Annotated in this window: 21 protein-coding genes; 13 read left to right on the plus strand and 8 right to left on the minus strand. The window is 42.7% G+C overall.

Annotation, left to right across the window (positions count from 1 at the left end; genetic code table 11):
- Window positions 1-38: 38 nt before the first annotated feature.
- From NG798_RS17960 to NG798_RS17970, 3 genes are all read right to left on the minus strand, one after another.
- Entirely contained in the window at window positions 39-2,288 is a 2,250-nt protein-coding gene (locus NG798_RS17960; RefSeq protein ID WP_261225071.1) for a serine/threonine-protein kinase, read from the minus strand.
- 425 nt (window positions 2,289-2,713) lie between these two features.
- Window positions 2,714-2,902 carry a hypothetical protein gene (locus tag NG798_RS17965; RefSeq protein ID WP_261225072.1) on the minus strand — a complete coding sequence of 63 codons (189 nt, stop codon included), beginning with the start codon at window positions 2,900-2,902 and terminating at the stop codon, window positions 2,714-2,716.
- A gap of 142 nt (window positions 2,903-3,044) precedes the next feature.
- The gene (locus tag NG798_RS17970; RefSeq protein ID WP_261225073.1) at window positions 3,045-3,311 is read right to left on the minus strand and encodes a GlsB/YeaQ/YmgE family stress response membrane protein; all 267 of its coding nucleotides are present in this window, start codon (window positions 3,309-3,311) and stop codon (window positions 3,045-3,047) included.
- 428 nt (window positions 3,312-3,739) lie between these two features.
- Here NG798_RS17970 and NG798_RS17975 point away from each other — a divergent pair, with 428 nt between their 5' ends.
- Window positions 3,740-4,951, plus strand: a complete 1,212-nt coding sequence (locus NG798_RS17975; protein WP_261225074.1) for a tetratricopeptide repeat protein — start codon at window positions 3,740-3,742, stop codon at window positions 4,949-4,951.
- A 579-nt stretch (window positions 4,952-5,530) separates the two neighbouring features.
- Window positions 5,531-5,707, plus strand: a complete 177-nt coding sequence (locus tag NG798_RS17980) for a replication restart DNA helicase PriA (RefSeq protein ID WP_261225075.1) — start codon at window positions 5,531-5,533, stop codon at window positions 5,705-5,707.
- A 141-nt stretch (window positions 5,708-5,848) separates the two neighbouring features.
- Here the strand turns inward: NG798_RS17980 and rlmN are convergent, their stop codons facing one another.
- Together rlmN and NG798_RS17990 are read right to left on the minus strand one after the other, a co-directional pair.
- Window positions 5,849-6,859 (minus strand): 23S rRNA (adenine(2503)-C(2))-methyltransferase RlmN, encoded by a 1,011-nt coding sequence (gene rlmN, locus NG798_RS17985; RefSeq protein WP_261225076.1) that lies wholly within the window; start codon window positions 6,857-6,859, stop codon window positions 5,849-5,851.
- Window positions 6,860-7,037: 178 nt separating this feature from the next.
- A complete protein-coding gene (locus NG798_RS17990; RefSeq protein ID WP_261225077.1) occupies window positions 7,038-9,968 on the minus strand; it encodes an ATP-binding protein in 2,931 nt (976 codons plus the stop codon).
- A gap of 299 nt (window positions 9,969-10,267) precedes the next feature.
- Here NG798_RS17990 and lgt point away from each other — a divergent pair, with 299 nt between their 5' ends.
- From lgt to NG798_RS18005, 3 genes are all read left to right on the plus strand, one after another.
- On the plus strand, window positions 10,268-11,134 hold the full coding sequence (gene lgt / locus NG798_RS17995) for a prolipoprotein diacylglyceryl transferase (protein WP_261225078.1): 867 nt from the start codon (window positions 10,268-10,270) through the stop codon (window positions 11,132-11,134).
- A gap of 534 nt (window positions 11,135-11,668) precedes the next feature.
- Window positions 11,669-12,673: an RNA polymerase sigma factor, RpoD/SigA family gene (locus NG798_RS18000; RefSeq protein WP_261225079.1), complete on the plus strand. Its 1,005-nt coding sequence runs from the start codon at window positions 11,669-11,671 to the stop codon at window positions 12,671-12,673.
- Window positions 12,674-13,091: 418 nt separating this feature from the next.
- Window positions 13,092-13,670: a hypothetical protein gene (locus tag NG798_RS18005; protein ID WP_261225080.1), complete on the plus strand. Its 579-nt coding sequence runs from the start codon at window positions 13,092-13,094 to the stop codon at window positions 13,668-13,670.
- Window positions 13,671-13,767: 97 nt separating this feature from the next.
- Here NG798_RS18005 and NG798_RS18010 read toward each other — a convergent pair whose 3' ends face one another.
- The 3 genes from NG798_RS18010 to NG798_RS18020 form a co-directional block, all read right to left on the minus strand.
- Entirely contained in the window at window positions 13,768-15,060 is a 1,293-nt protein-coding gene (locus NG798_RS18010; protein ID WP_261225081.1) for a PrsW family glutamic-type intramembrane protease, read from the minus strand.
- 111 nt (window positions 15,061-15,171) lie between these two features.
- Window positions 15,172-16,086 (minus strand): class I SAM-dependent methyltransferase, encoded by a 915-nt coding sequence (locus tag NG798_RS18015; RefSeq protein ID WP_261225082.1) that lies wholly within the window; start codon window positions 16,084-16,086, stop codon window positions 15,172-15,174.
- Window positions 16,087-16,194: 108 nt separating this feature from the next.
- Window positions 16,195-16,698, minus strand: coding sequence for a hypothetical protein (locus NG798_RS18020; protein ID WP_261225083.1), 504 nt, complete (start codon window positions 16,696-16,698; stop codon window positions 16,195-16,197).
- A gap of 281 nt (window positions 16,699-16,979) precedes the next feature.
- On the opposite strand from NG798_RS18020, the gene NG798_RS18025 reads away from it, so the two are divergent.
- The 8 genes from NG798_RS18025 (at window position 16,980) to NG798_RS18060 (ending at window position 24,103) form a co-directional block, all read left to right on the plus strand.
- On the plus strand, window positions 16,980-17,324 hold the full coding sequence (locus tag NG798_RS18025; RefSeq protein ID WP_261225084.1) for a hypothetical protein: 345 nt from the start codon (window positions 16,980-16,982) through the stop codon (window positions 17,322-17,324).
- A 118-nt stretch (window positions 17,325-17,442) separates the two neighbouring features.
- A complete protein-coding gene (locus tag NG798_RS18030; RefSeq protein ID WP_261225085.1) occupies window positions 17,443-18,951 on the plus strand; it encodes an AAA family ATPase in 1,509 nt (502 codons plus the stop codon).
- A 141-nt stretch (window positions 18,952-19,092) separates the two neighbouring features.
- The gene (locus NG798_RS18035; RefSeq protein WP_261225086.1) at window positions 19,093-19,446 is read left to right on the plus strand and encodes a DUF1257 domain-containing protein; all 354 of its coding nucleotides are present in this window, start codon (window positions 19,093-19,095) and stop codon (window positions 19,444-19,446) included.
- Window positions 19,447-19,554: 108 nt separating this feature from the next.
- A complete protein-coding gene (locus NG798_RS18040; protein WP_261225087.1) occupies window positions 19,555-22,986 on the plus strand; it encodes a BREX-1 system adenine-specific DNA-methyltransferase PglX in 3,432 nt (1,143 codons plus the stop codon).
- Window positions 22,983-23,156 (plus strand): DUF2283 domain-containing protein, encoded by a 174-nt coding sequence (locus NG798_RS18045; protein WP_261225088.1) that lies wholly within the window; start codon window positions 22,983-22,985, stop codon window positions 23,154-23,156. Before NG798_RS18040 ends, NG798_RS18045 begins: the two co-directional genes overlap by 4 nt.
- Window positions 23,157-23,209: 53 nt before the next feature.
- Window positions 23,210-23,494: a hypothetical protein gene (locus NG798_RS18050; RefSeq protein ID WP_261225089.1), complete on the plus strand. Its 285-nt coding sequence runs from the start codon at window positions 23,210-23,212 to the stop codon at window positions 23,492-23,494.
- A gap of 103 nt (window positions 23,495-23,597) precedes the next feature.
- Entirely contained in the window at window positions 23,598-23,825 is a 228-nt protein-coding gene (locus tag NG798_RS18055; RefSeq protein ID WP_261225090.1) for a hypothetical protein, read from the plus strand.
- On the plus strand, window positions 23,822-24,103 hold the full coding sequence (locus NG798_RS18060) for a type II toxin-antitoxin system YafQ family toxin (protein WP_261225091.1): 282 nt from the start codon (window positions 23,822-23,824) through the stop codon (window positions 24,101-24,103). The genes NG798_RS18055 and NG798_RS18060 overlap by 4 nt, the downstream gene beginning before the upstream one ends.
- The last annotated feature ends 42 nt before the right edge of the window (window positions 24,104-24,145 follow it).

Consider the following 24,145-nt stretch of genomic DNA (forward strand, 5'->3'; position numbering starts at 1 on the left):
TGTGGGGGCTGTGCAAGAGAGTCTGTACTGACAAATCGTTAATTTAACTTTTGCTGTAATTTTTTGCGAGCAAGGATAGCCGGTTGAAACGTCGGGTCAAGTTCAACAGCTTTGTTATAAGACTTGAGGGCTTCTTCATAGCGCTGAGTTTGTTCTTGAACCAAACCTCTATTTAGCCAAGCAGCCGGATCTTTGGGTTCAATTTCCACTGCTTTATCTAAACCTGCCAATGCTTCATCATTGCGTTTCAGTTCAGCAAGAGCAAGACTTCTTCCCACCCAAGATTTACTATCTTTTGGCTCAATTTTTACAGCTTGATTAAAAGCAGAAAGAGCCTCAACCGACCTTTTTGTTTGTAATAAAGCAAAACCTTTCTCGCGGAATGCTGGATAAAACTGGTCTTGAATTTGTAGGGCTTTATCGTAGGATTTGATAGCTTCATCAAAGCGGCCATTAGCAATCAACAGTGAGCCGCGATTATGCCAAGTTAGATAAGATTTAGGCCGAATTTCTAAAGCTTTATCAAAGGCTTTGAGGGCTTCATTTGGCCGGCGTAAAAGCATCAGTGTATTGCCTTTATTAATCCAAGCCGGGAAAAAATCGGCTTTAATACCAATGGCTTCATCAAAAACTTTCAGGGCTTCTTCGGGACGTTGCAACTTATTTAAAATCCGACCGCTATTAATTCGAGATTGGAGATTGTTGGGGTCAAGTTTGAGCGTATCATTAGAAGAGGCGAGGGCTTCTTCGTAGGCTCTTTGGGCATCTTGCCGGCGTTGCAAATATTCCAAAGCTAAACCGCGATTTTCCCAGGCTTCGGGGTCATTCGGTTTAATTTGCCGGGCTTTTTCAAAAGTATCCAGGGCATCTTGATACTTTTGGAGGCCAATAAATGCCAGGCCGATTTTGTTTAAAGCCACCACATTATTCGGGTCAATTTCTAAGGCTTTTCTATGGGCATTTAAAGCATCTTGATATCGTTGCAAAATATAAAAGCTTTCGCCTTGATTGTTCCAAAATTTGGGATTATTTGGCGCAAGTTCACTAGCTTTTTGATAGGCGGATAAAGCTGATTCATAGCGTTCTAAAAGAAATAAGGCATCGCCGCGAATTTTCCAGGCTTGAGCATCGCGTTCATTTTGAGCCAGGGCTTTGTCAGCAACGGTAAGGGCTTCTTCGGGTTTTTCGGCATCCAAAAATTGATTGGCAGCCGTTAAGTTATCTGTACGAGGGAATAGAAAAAAACCTCCAACCACGAAGCCGGTTAGGATCATCAATGCCAAAAGATAGCTAAATTTTTTATTTTTAGATGGCGGAATCAGACTATCGACAACGGTTTCTTGTGAAACGGTGGATGCGGCTGCTGGAGTTGTCAAATTTTGGGAAACTGTGGAAGTATGGGGCGGTAAAGTCAGGGGAAGGCTATCGTTGAGAGAATCGCGCTTAATTTGAGTTTCCTCTGTGAAAAAACTTGATATCTTAGCTAAATCAAGGAGAACTTCACCGGCAGATTGATAGCGTTCAATAAAATGATAACGCACCATTTTGTCTAAAATATTGGCGAGAAACTCGTTAATAGAAACTTGAGGACGCCACAGCGGATCGCCGGTTTGGGCATTTTGGGGAAGTTGTGAAGGTAAAATGCCGGTTAAGGCTTGAATACTCATCATTCCCAGCGCGTAAATATCACTGTTTGGGCGCGGTTGACCGGCCAGTTGTTCGCTAGGCATATAACCGGGCGTGCCAATAGCAACTGTAAAACCGTCGTTGACTCCTTGACTGGTGACTTGTTTAACTGCCCCAAAATCAATTAATACTAATTTTTTGTCATAAAAGCGGCGAATAATATTAGAAGGTTTGATATCGCGGTGAATAACATTTTGTTGGTGAACAAAGGCTAAAACGGTTAAAATATCTTGTAAAATTGCTATAACTTCAGTCTCGCTTAAACAGTTGCCTTTTTTGATTTCCTGACAAAGAGGCTGGCCTTCAATACAATCTTGGACTAAATAAAATTCTCCATCTTCTTCAAAGTGAGCGAAGAGGCGGGGAATTTGGTCATGTTTCCCTAAGCGATGCAAAACTGTTGCTTCGGTGTCAAACAATCTTCTGGCGGTTTCGAGGGTTTGCGGATCTTGTGTTTGGGGTTTAAATTGTTTGACTACACACCGGGGGTTGTCTGGCAGTTGTAAATCTTCCGCAACATAGGTTTGACCAAAAGCTCCTCCTCCCAAGGCGCTTAAAATTTTATACCGTCCAGCCAGTATTTTTCCGAGTAGAGTGTCCATGTGTTTGAGGGGTCGAGCCTGCCGGCCACAAGGCTTTAGCCAGCAATAATTTAAGAAGCTTCTGGGGCTTCGTCATTATTTACTTTATCTTGAATTTTGATGTTTTTGGGAATGCCGGCCGGTGGGGGAAGGGTGAGCCGGCTTGTTTGAAGTTTTTTTATGAAGTTTGATACAATACGCGCCTATTGCCGGTTTCTCTGAAAAATCACAGTTTTAAACTAGACAGCCACTTCAGAAACCCAATTTCTAAGCTCGACACTAAGAAGTTGAAAAAAAGCGTTAGCAAGTGCAGTGGCAATATCGGCCCTCATACATAAAATAAACCCGGCTTATTTTAAAAACCGGGTTCCTGTTAATTTTATTTAATTTTAAATCCCTATTCAAAACCGGATCTAAATTTTATTAAACCGCTTTATTGGCGCGGTTTATTGCTTGATAGAGATTCCTCGGCGACTTCCCCATTCTTCAGCTTTAGAAATCGCTATCCGAATGGCTTTTCCTTCGTCGTAATGCTCCTCTTGCAACAAAGCATTAGCAATTTCTATCGCTTTTTCTCTCACTTCGGGGGAGAGATTTTTCATTGAAGCAGGATACTCTTTTTCAGTCCAAGGCATTGTTACCGCCTTTCCTTATTGGAACGAATCAAAAAATGATTGGGGGGAGAATGGTATCTTTGGTTTCGAGGCTGTTATTCGGGTTCAAAATTTTTCGTTCACCCGCTAACCTTTCCCCCCAGCCCATTGTTTTTTCCAGCGATTAAGCGCGTTGAGTTAACAAACCCCAAATGAACAAAATCAAAACAGCACCTAAAACCGCAAAAGCAATACTAGGAATGCTCAACGCTGCATAGGATGCACCCCCACTCGTTCCTAAGAGCATACTACCAAGATAGCCACCTACAACTGCACCCAAAATTCCTAAACCGGTTGTGGCAAGAAATCCGCCACCTTGATGACCTGGATAAATTGCTTTGGCAAGGGCGCCGGCAATCAGACCTAAAATAACCCAAGCTAGAATTCCCATCTCATTTCCTCCAGTAACTTAAACTGTTTTGTTGTTGTTTGTCTTATCTTTCTACACAATATCAGCAGTTTTATACGATTAACCTCTACCACAAGTCAGAAATCAAAAGAAATAATGCTTTGAATATTATTCACAATAAAAACTTTCACCGCTCTGCCAAAAGATAGAGCAAAAATGTCGCGGTTTCTGATAGAAGAATTTTTTGGCTGTTTTTCTAAGCTTTCTATCTATTTTAGAGCAGAAATTATTATTTGATTGAGCAGCGACTCTTAGGAGTTTGTTTAGTTTGCACGTCTGGCTTATTGGCGCAGGCTTCTTCCCTGAAATCCGCGCTTTCTGTGGTAGATATGGCTGAATTGAATTTCTGAGTCCGTTTGCCTTTACAATGACAAAAATACTTTTATCTCTCACCAAAACAGCGACTAAAAATGAAACTAAGCCTTTGCATGATTGTCAAAAATGAAGAAGCCACACTACGCGATTGTCTCCATAGTGTTAAAGATGTGGTAGACGAAATGGTGGTTTTAGACACCGGCTCTACAGATCGCACGGTGGAAATTGCCCAAGAATTGGGAGCCAATGTCTATTTTTTTGAGTGGTGTAATGATTTTGCTGTTGCTCGCAATGAGGCGCTGCGTTTTGTCACCGGCGATTGGGTAATTGTACTGGATGCAGATGAAAAACTTAAACCAGAAATTGTGCCGCTGATGAGACAAGCCATGCAAAATGAGCAGTGTATCCTCATTAATTTAATTCGTCACGAAGTCGGCGCCGCTCAGTCTCCTTACTCGATGGTGTCGCGTTTGTTTCGCCATCATCCCGAACTTTATTTTACTCACCCCTATCATGCAATGGTTGATGATAGTGTGGCGGAACTGTTAGAAAAACAGCCTAACTGGCAAATTTTAGAACTCGCAGAAGTTGCTATCTCTCACGAAGGTTACACCGAACAAGCAATCGGTGCCCAAAATAAATTTAACCGGGCTGCTTCGGCAATGGAAGCTTATTTATCTCAGTATCCCAATGATCCCTACACTTGCAGTAAATTGGGTGCTTTGTATGTCAGAAGTGGCAAAATTGAGCGGGGAATTCAATTACTAGAAATTGGTTTGCGCGGGGTTCCTTCTTGGCGAACACGAAAACCTGTTGAGGTGCCGGTGCTTTATGAACTCCATTATCATTTAGGCATTGCTTACAGCCGCATTGGGAAAGCTTCTCAGGCAAAGTCTCATTATTTAGCCGCAATGGAAATGCCGGTTTTACCTTATATTAAACTGGGAACTTATAATAATTATGGCAATTTGTTGCTGGAAACCGGCGACATCACCGGCGCGATAATTGCTTATACAACGGTTTTAGAACTTGACCCGACTTTGGCAACGGCTCATTTTAATTTAGGCATTGCTTACAAAGATAAAGGCCAGTTACAAGATGCCATAAAGTGCTACCGGCAAGCAATTGCTCTCAATCCCAACTTTGCTGAAGCTTATCAAAACTTAGGCGTTGCTTTACTGAAAGCCGGCAATGTTTTTGAAAGTTTAGACACTTTTCGAGAAGCCATAACTCGCTATGAAGAACAACAGTCACCCGCAGCCGCTAAGTTGCGCCAAAGCTTAAAAGAAATGGGGTTAAGAATTTAAGAATTAAAAACCCGGTTTATTAAACAAATCGGGTTTTAACCACAACTATATCGCCCAGTAAAAATCTTTTTCCCTAGAGAGTCATGTACCCCTTAACATAGATTTATCGGTGTAGCCTATCTTGTTCTCCAGATACTTTAAGAATTTTTCAAGCTTCTAAACCCGCCACCTTTGGCGAACTGTTGCCTCGATTTTTATAGCTTAAACCTCAATCCCTGAGAAATTAAATCAGCATTTTTTCAAAGGCTGATCAATTTTTGGCCGCCCTGGCGGGTAATATTTAACATTTTCTTCCTTGTTATTTTCGTTGTTCTCTGTATTTCTCAACAATCACCCCAAATAGCTTTGGAAGCGGGATCACCCCTAAAAGCACGATCCCCAGCCTGTAGATTTGACACTCATTAAAATCATTGACATAATAAAAAAAAGATAAAGCTCAGCTTTGCCGAAGCAAATTCCTGTGAAAATCACTTTAAAGTTAAATTCTTCAATTCAGGGTGCAAATACTTGTAAATTTGGCTACTTATTCTTTTTTGAGTTGCCTTTCCAAAAAACCTAGCAAAACATAGAGAGTTTAAAATGAACAGCGAAAAAATTCGTTGCCCCAACTGTGGTGATCATGCTGAGCGAGATTACGTTCTTGCTCATCATTTAAGGCGCACTCAATGCAATAGCTGTGATTATTTAATGATTACTTGCTCACTCACCGGCAAAGTCATCGAAGCCTACGCCCCCGGCATCAAAGCTAGTCGGTAACTCGATGACATCGCTTTAAACCAAGTAGAATAATATCTATAGCTTTTTAAATACTTAGCTATACCAAAAACCCGGTTTCTGTAAAAAACCGGGTTTTTAAAAGCTGTTAAACTGTACTTTAAAAATAGCAATCAAACCGGCCTAAGATTTCATAGCCCGTAATTGTCCGCACGCCGCATCCGCCTCTAAACCGCGAGAATAGCGTACACTCACCGCCACATTATACTCCTCCAAAACCTTCACAAACTGATAAATACGGTCTTTTGATGGTCGCTGATAATCCACCTCATTAATAGGATTATAAGGAATCAAATTCACATGACATTGAAACCCCCGCATAAGTTCAGCCAGTTCTTCTGCGTGTTCTGGCAAATCATTTACACCCGCCAGCAAAATATATTCAAACGTTAATCTTCGCCCCGTAATCTTCACATATTCCCGACATTCTGCCATCAACTCATCCAGCGGATAACGCAGCGCACTCGGAATTAATTTTTCCCGCAAAACTTGATTAGAAGCGTGTAAACTTACCGCCAAAGTCACTTGTAATTTATGTTCTGCCAATTCCAGAATGCGGTGGCGAATTCCCACAGTCGAAACCGTCATATTTCGCTGGCCAATTCCCACATCTTCATTCAAAGAACGTAACGCCACCAACACATTCTCAGTATTAAGCAACGGTTCCCCCATCCCCATAAACACAACATTACTCACCCTGCGGCCAAAATCTTCCTGTACCGTTAACACTTGATCGACAATTTCATGGGCAGCCAAATTGCGTTTAAAACCACCCTTGCCGGTGGCACAAAAATCGCACCCCATCGGACAACCAACCTGCGAAGAAACACAAACCGTCAAGCGTTTTTCTGTAGGAATTCCCACCGCTTCAATAATTTGATTATCCGCCAACTTGAGCAAATATTTTACCGTTTCATCGCCTGCTTGCGAACGATAATAAATACTCGACCGGCCAATCGCCACCTCTGCCATACTTTCCCGCCATTGCTTAGGAAATACCGTAATGTCTCCTAAAGATCGCGCTCCTTTTTGATATATCCACTGGTGCAACTGCTGCCCCCGATAGGCCGGCTGTCCTTGTTGTTGCACCCATTCTTTTAATTCCGGTTGAGAAAGACCTAATAAAGCCACCATAGGATTTCTGATTTTAGATGTTAGATTTTCAATTTTATTCAATGGGGAAATGGTGATTTTTTTGTTCCCATTTTTTTTTATTTTAGCATCACCTGTAGGGTAGTTGATAGGCTAATAAAACTTTGCCGGCCCCCTGTGGGCAACACCGGCCATTTCAGAGTAGTCAGACAGCCTTACATTACTTTACTTTTTGGCTGATAGGAATCTCAATTTGAAACTCAGAACCTTCTCCCGGTTGAGAAATACATCTCAAAACACCGCCATGCTTTTGAGCTACAATTTGATAGCTAATTGATAATCCCAATCCTGTCCCTTGACCCACAGCTTTTGTGGTGAAAAATGGATCAAACAACCTTGTTTTTACAGCATCAGTAATGCCCGTGCCGTTATCTTTAATACAGATTATTACCCGATTTTTATCTATCAACTGCGTCTGAATCCAAATCGTAGGCATTACAGCCGCACTTACGTTAAAATTAGCATCAGCGTTCTCAGGAATATACCCCATGCGATAAAAATCACTTTTTTCTTTTAAAGCATCAATTGCATTACTAATCACATTCATAAACACCTGATTTAGCTGGCCGGCATAACACTCAACCTCCGGTAAATCTCCATATTCTTTAATTACTTGAATTCCCGGAAAATCAGCCTTAGCCTTGATCTTGCTCTGCAAAATTACCAGCGTACTCTCAATACCCTCGTGCAAATTAACCGGCTTCATTTCCGCTTCATCAAACCGCGAAAAATTTCGTAAGGTTTTAACAATTTGACAAATACGTTCTGCTCCTATTTTCATAGAAGAAATAATTTTTGGCAAATCTTCCACCATGAACTCCAAATCCATATCTTTGATGTAGGCATCAATCTCTGGATTTTTCTGATAATATTTTTGATACAGTAGAATTAAGTCCAGTAAATCCTGACTATAATTGCTGACATAATCCAGATTGCCATAAATAAAATTGACAGGATTGTTAATTTCGTGTGCTACCCCAGCCACCAATTGTCCCAAACTAGACATTTTTTCAGTTTGAATAAGCTGGGTTTGAGTTTCCTGTAACTCTTTCAGCATTTTGGCAAGCTGTTCAGCTTGAGCAAGCGCCGTCTCAGTTAATTCTTCCTGCCGGTCAAGCGCTGAACGCAACTCTATTTCTGCCTGTTTTCGCTGAGAAATATCCCTTAAAATAGCCACATATTCACAACCAAACTGGTGAGAACGGTCGGAAATCGTCACTTCAATAAACAGTGGTTGAATAATATTATTTAAAGTTTGCTCACACCGGCTCGGCCATTGAGCAGGCAAAGCCGGCAAATTTGGTAAAAACTCACTCACCAAGCGACCTACCAACCGATGAACCGGAAGTTTAAATAACTTCTCAGCCGCTGGATTTACCTGACTAATTAAACCGTTTTCATCCAGAACCAAAATAGCATCCAAAGCAATTTTAAACAAATGCTCAGATTCTTGCTGCATTTCAACAATAGACATCACCTGCGGCAAACTTGTCCAGCAAGCAATTGCCACCCCCACAAAAGCCATTGTTATCATTAGCACAACAAACAAATCAATACTGACATTCCAAGAAATGCTATAAATTTGCCCCCTGACAAACCAACCAATTGCCAAAGCCGAACACAATAAAAATAGCAAAACGCTCACTTGAAGCAAAACAAAATCTTCCATTTTGCTGCGGGAACGAATTTGATATAATTCATTCCACTTCTGAAGGCGAAACCAAGGAGAAGACGAGCGACGAATAAGAAAATCCGCCCCCAAAATAAACAGCGGCAAAGACAATCCCAACAGCAAATATTGCCAGCCCCAAGCTAAACCGCCCACCCCTAAAACAACAACTTCTATCGCCAAAAAACCCAAAGAAAAGTTAGGCCAAAGAACATGACGCTGGCGACGGTTTAACCACAACCCGAAATGAATGGCAATCATACTGCACAGATAGCCGGTGCCCGTCACCATCACAATATGAGACACATCGCCCCAGACAAGACAAATTAGACTAGCAGCAAAGCTTAAAATTAAAGCCGGCCCAAAAACCCCGCGCCGAGAAACCGCCGTAAACACCGGCGCCAAATAACCATCAAGCCCAAGTTGATATAAAACACGCGGCGAGTTAGAAACCGCCGTCGCACTACTCAGCCAAGCACCCGCCGCCAGCAAAAACGTCACCAACAAAGAAGCCGATTTTCCCCAAAAAGGCAAAGAAGCATTCACCAAGTGCAAAAATGTGTTGTCGCCTAAATTCGGGCCCGTCGCTAAACGCATCAACACCCAAGAACCCAAAACATAAACCGGCACTATCAGCCAAGCCGCAAAAGAAAGCCCATTCAGAGTATCGCGAGGCCGGCGGCTATCTGCTACAAACGACGAGGCAGTTTCGCAACCATAAACCGCGTAAACAGCTAAGAAAAACCATTTTGCCCACTCAACAAAATTAAACTCCGGCCAACTTGTTGGCAACAACCCCCCAGAGGACGGCGAAAAAGCCAGCCAGCCGGTGCCTTGAAAGCAAAAAGCCAACAAAAACCCAATCGCCGGCACAACAAAACACAAATGCAAAATTCCTAACGCCCGAGTGCCGCTAAACGCCACAATATAAGGCAAAGCTGTGAAGCCAATTTTTAACAAAGTTTCTGGGTAAAAAAGACCCAACGGCTCCAAATTCGCTTTAATCAAGTCAGATAAAATAATTGCATTCATTGCAGGCACAGAAACCCACCCCAACCAATAGCCCAGCGCCCCATACCTCGCCAACAGCGGATATTTTTTCAGCAAACGGGCAGCATAATTTGGTGTTCCCCCAGAAATATTAGGCCAGTGAATCCCTAAACGTCTAACTTGCAAATTCAGCAAAATTCCCACAATCGCCCCAGGCAGCCACACATACATAGCCGCAGCCCCCAAAGCCGAATGTGCCGCCGGTGCCGGCCCCAGCCACAACAGCAAACCGCTCAACCCAAAACCCCAAGTTTCTAAAGAACTTAAACTTCTTTGCAGTCTCAAGGGCCATGCCTTTGTGTCTTCCACCGTTTTTGCTGCGCTTGGGCGAATTTTATAGTTAATTGAGTTGTTTTCTGTGAGTTGTTCCATATTTTTTTATCCCCTCTTTAATAATTCTTATCGCAATTATTTTTAATAAAGGTTGCCTTACTGTCCCGCTTAGTTATTAAACTTATCTATCGAGTCTGCCTTGCCGATGACGAATTTGGCAAGCTTTTTTCACCCTGACTTATTATTGCTTGTTCTACTATTCCCACCCAGAAAGCCACTAGACTCAAAAACTTTTCAACAACTTCGAGCTCGCTCGCAAAATTTATGGAAAGTTTCTTGTCTGCCTGTATCCTGTTACACAGTTGTTTCTCGTGTCAATCCCCGTTGTGGAGCGATGAATGGAATTTACAAATTTTCCCTTAGCATTTCAATTTCAATCTCCGGGGCCGATTATTTTTGAATTAGGGCCCTTAGCAGTTCGCTGGTACGGTTTACTAATCGCCTCGGCTGTGTTGCTGGGCGTAAGCGTTTCTCAGTATCTAGCAAAACGGCGCAATTTTGACCCCGAACTGATCGGAGATTTAGCGATTTGGTTGGTCGTCGGAGCAATTCCTTGTGCTCGTCTGTACTATGTTTTGTTTCAATGGCCACAATATGCCAACAATCCCGCTGATATTATTGCGATCTGGAAAGGTGGTATCGCTATTCATGGTGCAATTTTAGGAGGCATCGCCGCCGCCTTAATTTTTGCCTCTCTACAAAAAGTTTCTTTTTGGCAATTGGCAGATTTAGTGGCACCTTCCTTGATTTTAGGCCAAGCCATAGGCCGGTGGGGTAATTTTTTTAACTCCGAAGCCTTTGGCCGGCCTACAGATTTACCCTGGAAACTTTACATCCCTCTCCAAAACCGTCCCCTCGCCTATAAAAGCTTTGAATATTTCCATCCCACCTTTCTTTATGAATCGTTGTGGAATTTAGGCGTTTTTGGGTTGTTGCTGTTTTTATTTTTTCAAGATTTAAAAGGCAAATTGCCCCTCAAACGGGGGACGTTGTTTTTGGTCTATTTTTCTGCCTATAGCGCCGGAAGAGTGTGGATAGAAGGTTTACGCACCGATAGCCTCATGTTAGGGCCTTTGCGTGTCGCCCAGTTGGTGAGTCTTTCTGGCATGGTTTTAGGATTATTGGGTTTAGCTTGGCTTTACTTAGGAGGCCGATTCTTACCCGATGTCGTTTCTGCTCATCAAAACAAAGAACACTCCCCATAACAACTAATCGGCCTTTTTCAAGCGTAGGGCCACAGCCCTACCTCCCCCCATCTCCACCGGCCCGATCCCAAAACCCAATAAGTTTATTTTGGCGTCTGGTTTATACGGCAGGTTTGTCTCTCCAAAGGTACGGACATTACTATGCGTTACATCTGCCTACAGAGGGATTGTCAAGCCATTATATAAGAAAGCAACATTAAAGAATACAACTCGTTTAATGCAAACCGCTTTCAGGGCCACTGAGATCGCTCTCGTAAAAATTTAGGGAAAGCTTAAGAATATCAGACTTGAGAATGAACCTTTCAGCCTTTACGAGAGTCTAAAATTAGAATACGATAAAAGAAAAACGAACTCATCCTGAAGCACCAGTTTTTCACATCTTCCATTACATTAGGTCGGTTGCTAGTGGGCAGACGCCTGGCTTTGCCAGATTAAAACCCACCCCTCAAAAATCAACTGACCGAAATCCGAATCCTGCCCGATCAAATGGGTAGGTGTATAGATATTCACTGTTGAATTAGTCAAGAGTCACCCATGCCCACTGCAAAAAACCGTACCATGACCGCCAACCCCACATACATGGGCGCACGGCCCTCCGCACCGGCAGACATCGTGCGAACCTATCTGCACGAAATTGGGCGGGTGCCACTGCTCACCCACGAACAAGAGATTGTCTTGGGTAAGCAAGTGCAGCAAATGATGGCACTGCTCGAAGCCAAAGAAGTCTTAGAAACCCAGCTTAACCGCGAAGCCACTCCGCAAGAATGGGCTGAACAAGTCAAGCTTCCCGAAGCCGAGCTAAACCGCATCATGCAGCTTGGGCAGCGTGCAAAACAAAAAATGATTGAAGCCAACTTGCGCTTAGTGGTTGCCATCGCCAAAAAATACCAAAAGCGCAACCTAGAACTGCTTGATTTAATTCAAGAAGGCACGCTGGGATTAGAGCGAGGCGTCGAAAAATTTGACCCAACACGGGGCTATAAATTCTCCACCTACGCTTACTGGTGGATTCGCCAAGCCATTACCCGCGCCATTGCCCAACAAGCTCGGACAATTCGCCTGCCTATCCACATTACCGAAAAACTCAACAAAATCAAAAAAGTTCAGCGCGAACTAACGCAGCAATTTGGACGCAGCCCAACGCCGGCAGAAATCGCCAAAGCCCTTGAGCTAGAACCGGCCCAAATCCGCGAATACCTGACAATGGCTCGTCATCCAATCTCCTTAGATATCCGCGTTGGCGACAACCACGACACAGAACTGCAAGACTTGCTCGAAGACGAAACCGAATCGCCGGAAATCTACACAACCCAGGAATTACTGCGAGCAGACCTCGACAGCCTCCTGGCCGAACTTACCCCCCAACAACGGGAAGTAATTACCCTGCGGTTTGGCCTCAAAGATGGACGTGAGTTGTCTTTGGCAAAAGTCGGCGAACAACTCAACCTTAGCCGTGAGCGCGTCCGCCAGCTTGAACATCAAGCCCTTGCCCAACTGCGCCGCCGCCAAGCCAATGTCCGCGAATATCTTGCCAGTTAATAGCGGTAGTAACAGTTAACTGAAATCAAAACCCGGTTTTTCTAAAAAGCCGGGTTTTTGTTATTAATAGACAAAAAAGCCAACCTTTTAAGCAGCTTTGCTCAACTTTTGTAAAGCCCACACGAAAATTTGCCCAGCATTTCAAATTTTTTCCAAAACCTTTTTTATGCCACCGGCCGGTCTTCCCTGCTCACACTCTACAACGTTTGCTTAAACTCGAAACCTATTTCTTTGGATTGCGGAACCCTCTAAAGAGCCGCTGTAGCTAGGCGTATGACACTCAGCCGTCAATATCAGTCTCTTGACCGGTAGTTCACAGAGGACAAGACCCGATAAGATTTTTCTCAATAAGATACAATCGGTGGTCTCGTGGCCGACGGTTGAATATTGTACCCCCCGCCAACCTCCCAAAATTATCATGTTTAATTCACCGCTTCACCCAGAATCTTCTACAGAACTCGACTTGCTGGAATCATTGCTCTTAAGTGACAATGCCTATCCCTGGAATCCAGCAGAACCCCATTGTCAGGAATATTTCACCGACCGAGAAGACGAATTTATCCTAGATGACTGGCCGGTAGATGAACTAACTTCTCGTTCCCAAGCTTTTTATAAAAAATTAGAAAACCTCTGGTCAAAAGTTGAACCTAAATCTGCACTTTTGCAACCTCTGCAAACTTCTTTAAAACAGCACTTTGCTTTAACTTTACCCCCAGATTGGTTATCTGTTATCGCCACCGGCACTGTTTCTTTACTTGATAGTCCTCTCTCCTTGGCTGAAAAATTAGTTAAATGTCTTCACCCCCTCCTCCCCAATTTTGCTGAAGAAGATTTACAAGTTTTAGCTCGTCCCGTCGCCTATGCTATGCGCGGACATGACTCCCTCGATACTCCTCAAAAACCTTGGTCTGATTTATCGGATATTGAAAAAGCTCGTTTGGGTTTGGCTGTTGTTCGTTTTGCTTTGGATCAAGTTGAAGATACTTCGGGCCGGTGATCTAAGCTTTTTTTACAATTTAAGACGCACAAGTTTTCGCAGAGGGATGCAGAGTGTTCTTTTGTGAAGACTTTTGTGCTTTTTTGTCTTGAAAATATCAAGATAACCTCGTTGCAAAATTTTGGGCACGGGTGGGAGAAAGCGCTCTGGCTTTTAAAATCGCTGCTGCTAAAAAGGCATAGGAAACAACCCCAACAAATGCTAACATTAAAACATTCACTGTCCCCGCCGCATTCCACAGGGCATGAAGACCGGCAGCACTCAAGTATCCTACAGTTAAAATTATCCAGCCTTTTTTCGGTTTCAAGGCACTTAAACCAATAAAATATCCCAAATATCCACTATAGGCAATGTGACCGGCTACTGAGCCTAAAATTCGGGCAATTAATAGCTGTAATCCTAGCAATTGTGCGATTTCTTTTCCTCCTTGTAAGGTGACGTTATGAATGATTTCGGGGACGTATTGGCCTAGGGTTTCTAGTAAGGTAAACCCTACTGCTGAGGCGGTTCCTAGTAAGATTCCATCTAGGGGTTCCCATACGCCTAGGTTTTCTCTCCATGATGCCGGTGCAAAGCGTCCTAGAAGATAGGCAAAAAACACTGGTAAGGCTTTGAGGAGTTCTTCCATTAGGCCGGCTCCAAAAAACATCCTTATTAGTAAGGCTGGAAAGGTTAAGTTTTCTCCCGGTAAAGGCAATTTTCCTGGTAAAATTTCTCTAAATATTGTGACAAATAAGGGTAATAGTGGACTAATTAATATTAAAATACAAAGAAAACACGCCGTCAGTAACCACCACCAAGGTTTGCGTTTTCCACACAATTGATAAACAAAAAAATAGGCTAAACCGGCAATATAGGCGGCAATTAATAAGTTGAATAACAAGGGCCGACCAATGGCTGCAAATAAGAAGACAACAAAGGCTACGGTTATGCTGGCCGGTATTAAGTAGGCTTTTTTTCTCAAATCTCTGCCGGTGGAAATTATCGGAAATAATTGTGTTAATGTTAGGTCATTTTGGCCGGGATTTGTGATTTGGGAGGATGGTTTGGTGGTGATTTCAAAAATAAAGGCGGGGCCATTTATTCCTAGTCCTATTTTGTCGCCAGTTTGCAATATCCGGCTACCTTGCAATCTCTGGTTATTAATATAAGTGCCGTTGGCGCTGTTTAAATCGCAAATTTCCCAGTTAAGTTGTTTGTTGGCTATTGGACGAATGGCTGCATGACGTCTCGATACTCCGCCATATACTTTCGAGTCTAATACTATTTGGCAGCTTGGTTCTCTCCCAATAAGAGTTTCAAAGCTTTCTGAGAGGATATAGGCTGGCTGTTTTGCATTACCGCCGTTTGTTAGTCGCAAAAAGGCTTGTTTTTTATTGTTGCCGGTCATGGGTTTTTCGGCTGCTTTTTATAACCGTATGCTGGCTTATGCCCACCATTATAGGCATCATTAATGAACCGGTGGGCATTATCTAGGAATCAGTGGGATCTCGCGCACTTTTTAAGATTTTGCTAGGACTGTTCGGTGGCGGTGTGTGTTGACTTTTATTTGTGGTTTTTCAAAGCCGGCTTCTCTAAATGCTTGCTCAATATCTAGGCTGAAATATTCGTCTAGGTAAGGTTCGGTGCTTTTCAGCAAGGTTAAAATATAAGGCGGCATTTTGGCATATATTTCTGATTGGGGGTTCATATCCATAAATGCCACATAGCCACCCGGACGTAATAATCTTTTGGCTTCTTTTAAAACTGCTTTTGCGGCGGTTTGGGGCAGTTCATGGAACATTAAAAACACGGAAACTAAATCATAACTAGCTTCGGTTAGGCCGGTGTTTTCTGCTGCTGCATGAACCCATTTAAAATTTGCTTGGTTTTGGCTTGATCTTAAGTTGGCTATGGCTAAGAAATAAGGCGATAAGTCTACGCCGGTTATCTTTGCTTGGGGATAAGCTTGCTGGATGGCAAAGCTACTCATCCCTACGCTACATCCAAGATCGACTATATTTTTGGGTTCGATGTCTATTTGTGCTTTTAAGATGTTGTGATAGCTTTCTCGGAGTTTGCTATCTCCTTGCGCCCCCTCTTCTGGCCAAATGCCGGCATGAACTGCTTTTGCTGCTACTTCTACTTCTGTGGCTGCTTCCCAGCTTAAGTTTCCTTTTTCGTAGGCGTGAAATGAGGTTAAGTAATATTCGGGGTATTTTAGCTGCGGGTTTTCTATTTTGGCTTTTTCTGTTTCGAGGTCGTTTTCTCGCAGGGCTTTTGCTTCTTCTCTCCAATAAACTCCGATTTTTGCGGCCCGTTTGATCATCATCTCACGGGCTTGGTGTTTGGCGAGGTCTGCTAGGGGTTTGATGGAGAGTACGCCATTCACTAAGCGTGATCCGAGTCCGGGTTTTTTGCTGGCTGCAACGGTCATAACTGGTTATGGGTTAAAGGTTTTTGTTGTTTGTTTTACCCAATAGTAGTTTATCAGGGGAGGGAACCTTTTTTTTAGGGATTGGCTGGCCGGTGATTGGCGTATTTATTAGGGTTGCGGGTTGATTTTGTATTGACCGGCCAATCTATAGAATAAGGGGTAATATTCACTGAATCTCTGGTTGGGTGTCTGTGCTCTCCAGTTGTATTGGATGTCTGCTGTCTTTAAGGTTAGGGTGATGGAACTTATTTCTGTTCCTATTTCTACTTTAAGGTTGCCGGCGGTTCCTTGTTGGGTGCTGAAGTTTTGTTTTAATGGTTCTGTTTCTTTGGCAGGGTATTGTTTGGCTTGTTTGTCTTCCTGCTGTCTATTACTTGCCCATCCCCGGATCTGAATGTCTGGGTTTTTTGGTTCGCTGAATGCTTGTCCGTCTCGGTTGGCCGGTTCTGTGTCGGCTATCCATTCCGCCGGATAGGGAAACTCAAAGTTATATCGCTTATTGCGGTATATCTCGAACCGGCTCATCTTTTTCGGCGAGGATGGCCCACACGCAGACAATACCACTGCGATGACGATTGCTGTCACGCCGTAACTCTTTATTAATGTCCCCACAATCTGTCTGCCTCTTGTTTAATAAATATTTGCAAGGTTTGGCTGTCTCAAAGCTTATGCTGGAGAAGCTTTAAAGATGTTTTACCCCTGAATTTAAATTTTAAATTTTTCCCGAATAAAGGCTTTGTTGTTTCAATTTTCAAGACAATTTGGGGCTTTACTGAGGGCTAATTGTAAAGATATATTACAAAAATGCCGTTAAAGCAGCATAGCATCTTGACAGCTTGAAAAAGGGCAGCTATCGTTAGATACATACCCGGGTAAACAACTTAAAAACCAATATGCAAGACAAGCAGAAAGTCACACTGTATCTCCCACCCGAATTACACCGCCGGCTAAAAATCCGTTCGGCAGTTGACTCGGAACCGATGTCAGCCCTTGCAGAAAAAGCCATAGTATTTTACTTGGCACATCCAGAGGTAGTTGAAGAGGTTGAGGCAGCTTACGGCAATACGCATAGGGTCTACAATTGTCCCGAATGCACAGCCGGGGTAGTGATGAGAGAAGGTGAACTGGTAGCTCTGAAAAATCAGCCCGGAGTGCTGACAGAAGAGGGGTTGCCGGTAGAGAGGGTAAAGGTAAGTTCCAGCCCTGAACAAGGCGAGCAAGAATTGGTACCCTGCTAATTCATTGAGCGCTTTTGAAGAGAACAGAAAGCACGAAGTTTATTGTGCACAAGTTCACTGAAAAAGGGGCATCCGAATCTAGCAATGTTTGCGCCGTTTCTAAAAAGGTCGATTGGACATGAAAGAAGAGCTAAGCATTCTCATACAAGCTCAATATCCTTTAATCTACCTCGTGACCTCTGAGGAAGAACGGTCAGAGCAAGCAATTGCGATGATAGCTCAGAGCAGACCACAACAAAAGGTTTTTGTTTGGACGGTCACGCATGGTATTGTCGAATACGGTCAGCCCCGAAATACAACTCAGCACAATACTGTTTCTCCGGAAGCAGCGGTTGAGTGGGTGATTCGGCAGAGAGAACCAGGAATATTTATATTTAAAGACTTACATCCGTTTATCGATTCACCGGCCACAACGAGATGGTTACGGGATGCGATTGCCAGCTTCAAAGGAACGCAAAAAGCGATTATTCTGATGTCGCCGGTGCAGACAGTACCCATTGAGTTAGAGAAGGAAGTGGTAGTTTTAGACTTCCCCTTACCGACAATGGCGGAGTTGAATTTAGTTTTGTCTAACCAGCTTCAAGAAAGCCGCAACCGGAAGATTACAACCGAGACGCGAGAAAAGCTTTTGAAAGCAACGTTAGGCTTAACGAAAGATGAAGCGGAAAAAGTTTATCGGAAAGCTTATGTTACAACCGGCAAGTTAACAGAAGCAGAAGTTGATATTGTACTATCTGAGAAGAAACAACTAATCCGCCGTAATGGAATTTTGGAATACATCGAAGAAGATGAAACCATCGATTCTGTTGGGGGTTTGGATGAGTTGAAACGCTGGTTGACGCAACGCTCGAATGCTTTTACAGAAAGAGCAAGAGAGTATGGTTTACCTCAACCGAAAGGTATGCTAATATTAGGTGTACCAGGATGTGGAAAATCACTGATTGCGAAAACGACCTGCCGCCTATGGGGTTTACCTTTGTTGCGGTTGGATATGGGGAGAGTTTATGATGGGTCTATGGTGGGCCGGTCGGAAGCAAATCTCCGTAATGCGTTGAAGACTGCTGAATCAATTTCACCGGTAATTTTGTTTATCGATGAATTAGATAAAGCGTTTGCCGGCACATCAGGATCGGCTGACTCAGATGGTGGCACCTCAAGCCGGATTTTTGGTTCTTTCTTGACTTGGATGCAAGAAAAAAACTCGCCGGTGTTTGTGATGGCAACTGCCAACCGCGTTGAGCGCTTGCCTGGGGAATTTCTCAGGAAAGGCCGGTTTGATGAAATCTTCTTTGTGGACTTACCAACCAGCGAAGAAAGACAAGAAATTTTTAAAATTCACCTCCTTAAACGCCGTCGTGAAATTGATCGATTTGATATCGAACAATTGGCAAAAGTATCCGATGGGTTTTCTGGAGCAGAAATTGAGCAAGCCATCATCGCTGCAATGTACGATGCCTTTGCTCAAGATAGAGAGTTTACGCAGCTAGATATCATCGCCGCGATAAAAGCAACGCTGCCATTGTCGAAGACAATGACAGAGCAAGTCACCGCCCTCCGCGATTGGGCGAGGCAGCGTGCGCGACCGGCTGCGGCTTCGGTAGCTGAATATCAGCGACTGGAGTTTTAAAAGCTTCCCCTTGGTTCCCAACAAGGGTAAGACTGGCTGATAAGGCCAGTAGTTTCAAAAAAAGCCGCTAACTCATCAAGGCGGCGCTGTTCAAACCAAAACGTTGTCGATTTCTTTTAATCCTACTAGGAGGATAATCCAATGTCTCACTTTAGCACTCTCCGCACCAAAATCACCGATGCCGAAATCTTGAAAGCTTCTCTGCGTGACCTGGGTATCAGCGTTAAGAGTGAAGCTGATGTGCGTGGCTACAATGGTCAGCGTGTGCGTTCTGACATCGTTGCAGTTTTGGAAGGCGAGTATGACTTGGGCTGGTCTCGTAACGCTGATGGCAGCTTTGATTTGATTGCTGACCTCTGGGGCGTTGCCAAAAAGCACAACCAAACTGAACTGATCAATTCTATCAACCAGAAGTATGCGGTTAACAAGACCTTGGCAGAAGTTCGTCGCCCTGGTCTGCAAAACGCCAATGTGAAACTGGTTGTGCAGAAGTAAAACCAGTGCGTTCCCAACTACAGCGGGTTGACCAACGGGTTAACCCGTTTTTTTTGTGGGTTTAAAAGGTTGATATAATTGGAAATTATTTTTAATTAGGGCTTTTTTATGCCTCACCGGCTTCTCCAACTTGACGATGTTCGTAATATTAATAACCCGGATAAAATCGCTTCACTTTTTCAAAAACTGGGTTACAATGCCGCTGCACAATCTTTAAATGTTGAAGATTTACAATTGCCGGTTCGCTGTGCTGATGCTATTAAGGATGTGTATTTGATTGCAGATGAAGGGAATGCCGGTTTACAGGTTTTGCTTTTTCAATTACACGCTGAGGAATGGGTTTCTCCGAGTGTTGCTAGTGGGAGAATGAAGGCTATTGCTAATAGTATGGGTCGCCGGTCTACGCATTTTTTGCTGTTAGCGACGCGGGATTTTAATCAGTTGATGTTGGTCAATCCTCGCAAGAGTTTTGATGCGGAGATGAATCTTAAAACTAGCATTTATAATCTGCTGATTGACCGCAAAAACCCGACGAATTATGACCGGGATAGGTTAGAGGCTATTGCGGCTTTTAATTTGTCTCCTGATGAAATTTACGCGGTTCAGTGTGATGCTTTTGATGTTGAGAAGCTGACTAAAAGTTTTTATCGGGGTTACAAGGATTTATTTGATAGGGTTGAGAAAACGATTAAAGAATATAATGATTGTTCTTATTTTAAGGATGCGGGCCGGCTTCATCAGTTTTCTCAACGCTTTTTAGGGCGAATTATGTTTCTCTATTTTTTGCAGAAAAAGGAGTTTTTGGCGGGGGATAGAAATTTTTTGAGTAATCAATTTCGTAAACATCTTAGCTACACGAATAATCCACCGGTTGAAACCGGCGTCTACACGAATAAAGTCCCCGGAGGGGACTACACAAATCAATTGCGGGGTGGGGTTTGGGATGATGCGGAAATAAGTTATTATTCTCAGGTTTTGGAACCTTTGTTTTTTGAGACTTTGAATCAACAACGACCTAATTTAGAGTCTCGTTGGGGGAAAATTCCTTATCTAAATGGGGGGTTATTTGAACGGGATTATGGGGAGGGAATTAGAGATGCTGCCGGTCGGGAAACACCGGCCCAAATTTTGCTTCCTAATTCAATTTTTGACCCTGGTTCTAGCAATAGTATTTTAGGCTTTTTTAATGGCTATAATTTTACAATTGCTGAGAATGTTTTGGGAAATGAGGATGTGGCAATTGACCCAGAAATGTTAGGGAAAGTATTTGAAAATATGCTGGCTGCTGAGGAACGGGGACAGTCGGGGACGTTTTATACGCCACGCGGTATTGTGCAGTTTATGTGTGCTGAGGTGTTGGGCCGGTATTTGGTGGATGCTACGGGGATGGAGTTGGAGGCGGTTAATGGGTTGATTAATTATGAGGATGATTTTTCAACAGAGTTATTAATAACGCCTCAAGAAATTAAGAAGTTGAAAAAGGCGCTTAGCGGTTTTAAGGTTTTAGATCCGGCGGTTGGTAGTGGGGCTTTTCCTTTGGGGATGATGCAGGTTATTTTGAATGTGAAACAGGCGATAGCTAAACGGGAAGGAATGACGATTCAACGGGGGAGTTTAAGGATTAGTGAATGGAAGCGAGAAATTATTGCCAATAATTTATATGGGGTGGATATTAAGCCAGAGGCGATTGAGATTTCTAAGTTAAGAATGTGGTTGTCTTTGGTGGTTGATATTCCTAAAATTGAGGATGTGGAACCTCTGCCAAATTTGGATTATAAGTTGATGTGTGGCGATTCTTTGATTAGTACGATTAATGGCGAGGTTTTGATTCCAGATCCGACTAAGGATGTTCAACAGTTGTCGTTGTTGGTGACGCCGGTTCAACAGGCTATTCAGCCTTTGTTGGAGTTACAAAGGCAATATTTTGAGGCAGATTCGAGTTTGAGGAATGAGATTCGTGGGCAAATTTTGACGGCGGAAAAGGAGGTTTTTAAAACTGCGATTGCGGATAGAATGAAATATTGGGTGGAGGAAAAGCGGCAAATTGAGGAGAATATTAAGCGGCTGAAAAAAAGCAGTAAAATACAGGAGAAACGGGTAGGAGAAATTGCGGGTAAAATTGCGGAGTTGGAAAGCTTTGCTTTGGCGGTGGAAGGTGGAGAAAGGGCTGTTAATTTCTTTCAATATTATCTACATTTTCGGGATGTTTTCGAGGAAAAAGGCGGTTTTGATGTGGTGATTGGTAATCCGCCTTATGTGCGACAGGAGGCGATTAAGGATTTGAAACCGGCCCTACAATTAGAGTATGATTGTTATACCGGCGTGGCTGATTTGTATGTTTATTTCTATGAACGTGGTTTCAATTTATTGAGGAATGGCGGTTATTTAAGTTATATTTCTTCTAATAAGTATTTCCGGGCCGGTTATGGGGAAAAGTTGCGGAAATTGTTGGCAGAAAAGGCAAAAATTGAGTATTTGATTGATTTTGGGGATGCAGCGGTTTTTGAGGCAATTGCTTATCCAAGTATTATTTTGGTGAGGAATGATTCACCAGAAAATCATCGGGTTAAGGTGTTGAATTGGCAGGAAGATAAATCAATTGCTGATTTTAATAAAGTATTTTTGCAAGATTGTTTTGAGATGGAACAATCGCAGTTAACGGCGGATGGTTGGCGTTTGGAATCTTCTGCGGTTTTAAATTTGTTGGATAAGTTACGCAAGAATGGAACGCCTTTAGGGGAGTATGTAAATGGCCGGTTTTATCGGGGAATTTTAACTGGTTTTAATGAGGCGTTTGTGGTGGATAGGGAGACGAGAGATGGTTTAATTGCTGAAGATTCTTCCTCTGCTGATGTTTTGAAGCCGTTTTTACGCGGACGGGATGTGAAAAGGTGGTGTGTTGATTATAAAGATTTATGGTTGCTATTTATTCCTTGGCATTTTCCATTACATAATGATAGTTCAATACAAGGTGCTTCTTTAGCTGCGGAAACAGCGTTTAAAAAGCAATATCCAGCGATATACAAGCATCTTTTGAAATTTAAGGATCAGCTTTCATCACGCAATCAAGCTGAAACTGGAGTTAGATACGAATGGTACGCTTTACAAAGATGTGCTGCAAGTTATTGGCAAGAATTTGAGGAACAGAAAATTTTTATACCCGCAATTACTCAAAATGTTGAATATGCAGCCGATTATATTGGTTATTTTGGCAATGATAAAACCTCCATTTGTGTAACTGATAACGTAAAATTTTTACTTGGTTTACTGAATTCAAAAATCTTAGGCTGGTTTATTCGTCAGATAGCCCCTACTAAACAAGGTGGTTTTTATGAATTTAAGCCTACTTATGTGACGCAAATTCCCATTCCCACCGCCTCTGAATCTGAGAAACAAAAGATTGAGAGTTTAGTGCAAAAATGCCTGGATGCGAAAGGGCAAGGGGTGGTAGAATGGGAGGCAGAAATTGATGAGATAGTGGCCGGTTTGTATGGGTTGACGGAGGAGGAGATGAGGATTATTTGGGAGATAAATAAATGAAACTGGGAGTCCACAAAGAAGATGATGCTCTCTATTTGCGATTAGATGATTCGGCGATTGTGGAATCTGAGAAAGTCAGCAATGGCATTATTTTAGATTACAATCTTGAGGGTAAAATTGTGGGGGTGGAGGTGCTGTATATAAGTAAAAAATGGCCCAAAAAGCAGTAGATGAATGATATAATTAGACAAGAAAAATTGATAAGAAGAGGAAAGAAAAACCAATGACACTAAAACTTAACCTCACACCAGAATTAGAATCCTGCTTAATAAAACAAGCAGAAATAGAAGGCGTTTCCGTAGAATCTTATGCCGTAGAAATTTTAACCAAGCATCTTTTCGCAGATGAGCGTCGAGAAAAACTGGTTGATTTACTGCAAAATTGGATAGAAGAAACAGAACCCCAAGAGCAACAGGAAACAGGAGAATATTTAATCAAGGCTTTAGATAATGATCGCTTAAGCGATAGACAATTATTTCCAGATGAACTAAAGGGGGTAACTTGGTAACTCAAATTATCTTACTAGATGCCGGCCCTCTGGGGATAGTCACCAACCCCAAACTAAAGCGAAACCAAACTCTAATAGCAAACAGTTATTACAGGAAAAAACCATGAATCACATTACTGAAAAAACTTCCAATTTTGCGGAAGCGTTAGAAGTGATAGAAACTCTCTCATTGCCAGAACAACAAACCTTGATAGAAATTATCCAAAAACGGATATCTCTTAAACGTCGAGGGGAAATAGCTGCGAGTATTGCAGAGGCGCATGAGGAATACAAAGCAGGGAAAACGAGACGAGTTACAGTAGACGAATTGATGGCAGAATTAGAAGAATGAACTTAGTTTTATCTACATCTTATCTTCGTGCTTTAAAATCAATAGTGAAAAAAAATCCCTCACTAAAAGAGGCCATTCAGGAACGCTTAAAAATACTAGAAAGTGATCCGTTTAATCCTGTATTGCGAAGTCATAAGTTAAAAGGCGAATTAGCCGGTGCATGGTCATGTACAGTAGCTTATGATTGTCGGATTGTTTTTAATTTTGTAATGAATGAGGAAACAGGAGAAGAGGAAATATTGCTGATTAATATTGGCACCCATGATGAGGTGTATTAGGAATAAACCCGGTTTCTGAATTCGACCGTTAATATCCATCCT

Source organism: Ancylothrix sp. D3o (assembly GCF_025370775.1).
Taxonomy (GTDB): Bacteria; Cyanobacteriota; Cyanobacteriia; order Cyanobacteriales; family Oscillatoriaceae; genus Ancylothrix.

Coding starts and splice junctions, on each gene's coding strand:
- NG798_RS17960 (WP_261225071.1), bottom strand. CDS start 2,288: ATGGACACTCTACTCGGAAAAATACTGGCTGGACGGTATAAAATTTTA.
- NG798_RS17965 (WP_261225072.1), bottom strand. CDS start 2,902: ATGCCTTGGACTGAAAAAGAGTATCCTGCTTCAATGAAAAATCTCTCC.
- NG798_RS17970 (WP_261225073.1), bottom strand. CDS start 3,311: ATGGGAATTCTAGCTTGGGTTATTTTAGGTCTGATTGCCGGCGCCCTT.
- NG798_RS17975 (WP_261225074.1), top strand. CDS start 3,740: ATGAAACTAAGCCTTTGCATGATTGTCAAAAATGAAGAAGCCACACTA.
- NG798_RS17980 (WP_261225075.1), top strand. CDS start 5,531: ATGAACAGCGAAAAAATTCGTTGCCCCAACTGTGGTGATCATGCTGAG.
- rlmN (WP_261225076.1), bottom strand. CDS start 6,859: ATGGTGGCTTTATTAGGTCTTTCTCAACCGGAATTAAAAGAATGGGTG.
- NG798_RS17990 (WP_261225077.1), bottom strand. CDS start 9,968: ATGGAACAACTCACAGAAAACAACTCAATTAACTATAAAATTCGCCCA.
- lgt (WP_261225078.1), top strand. CDS start 10,268: ATGGAATTTACAAATTTTCCCTTAGCATTTCAATTTCAATCTCCGGGG.
- NG798_RS18000 (WP_261225079.1), top strand. CDS start 11,669: ATGCCCACTGCAAAAAACCGTACCATGACCGCCAACCCCACATACATG.
- NG798_RS18005 (WP_261225080.1), top strand. CDS start 13,092: ATGTTTAATTCACCGCTTCACCCAGAATCTTCTACAGAACTCGACTTG.
- NG798_RS18010 (WP_261225081.1), bottom strand. CDS start 15,060: ATGACCGGCAACAATAAAAAACAAGCCTTTTTGCGACTAACAAACGGC.
- NG798_RS18015 (WP_261225082.1), bottom strand. CDS start 16,086: ATGACCGTTGCAGCCAGCAAAAAACCCGGACTCGGATCACGCTTAGTG.
- NG798_RS18025 (WP_261225084.1), top strand. CDS start 16,980: ATGCAAGACAAGCAGAAAGTCACACTGTATCTCCCACCCGAATTACAC.
- NG798_RS18030 (WP_261225085.1), top strand. CDS start 17,443: ATGAAAGAAGAGCTAAGCATTCTCATACAAGCTCAATATCCTTTAATC.
- NG798_RS18035 (WP_261225086.1), top strand. CDS start 19,093: ATGTCTCACTTTAGCACTCTCCGCACCAAAATCACCGATGCCGAAATC.
- NG798_RS18040 (WP_261225087.1), top strand. CDS start 19,555: ATGCCTCACCGGCTTCTCCAACTTGACGATGTTCGTAATATTAATAAC.
- NG798_RS18045 (WP_261225088.1), top strand. CDS start 22,983: ATGAAACTGGGAGTCCACAAAGAAGATGATGCTCTCTATTTGCGATTA.
- NG798_RS18050 (WP_261225089.1), top strand. CDS start 23,210: ATGACACTAAAACTTAACCTCACACCAGAATTAGAATCCTGCTTAATA.
- NG798_RS18055 (WP_261225090.1), top strand. CDS start 23,598: ATGAATCACATTACTGAAAAAACTTCCAATTTTGCGGAAGCGTTAGAA.
- NG798_RS18060 (WP_261225091.1), top strand. CDS start 23,822: ATGAACTTAGTTTTATCTACATCTTATCTTCGTGCTTTAAAATCAATA.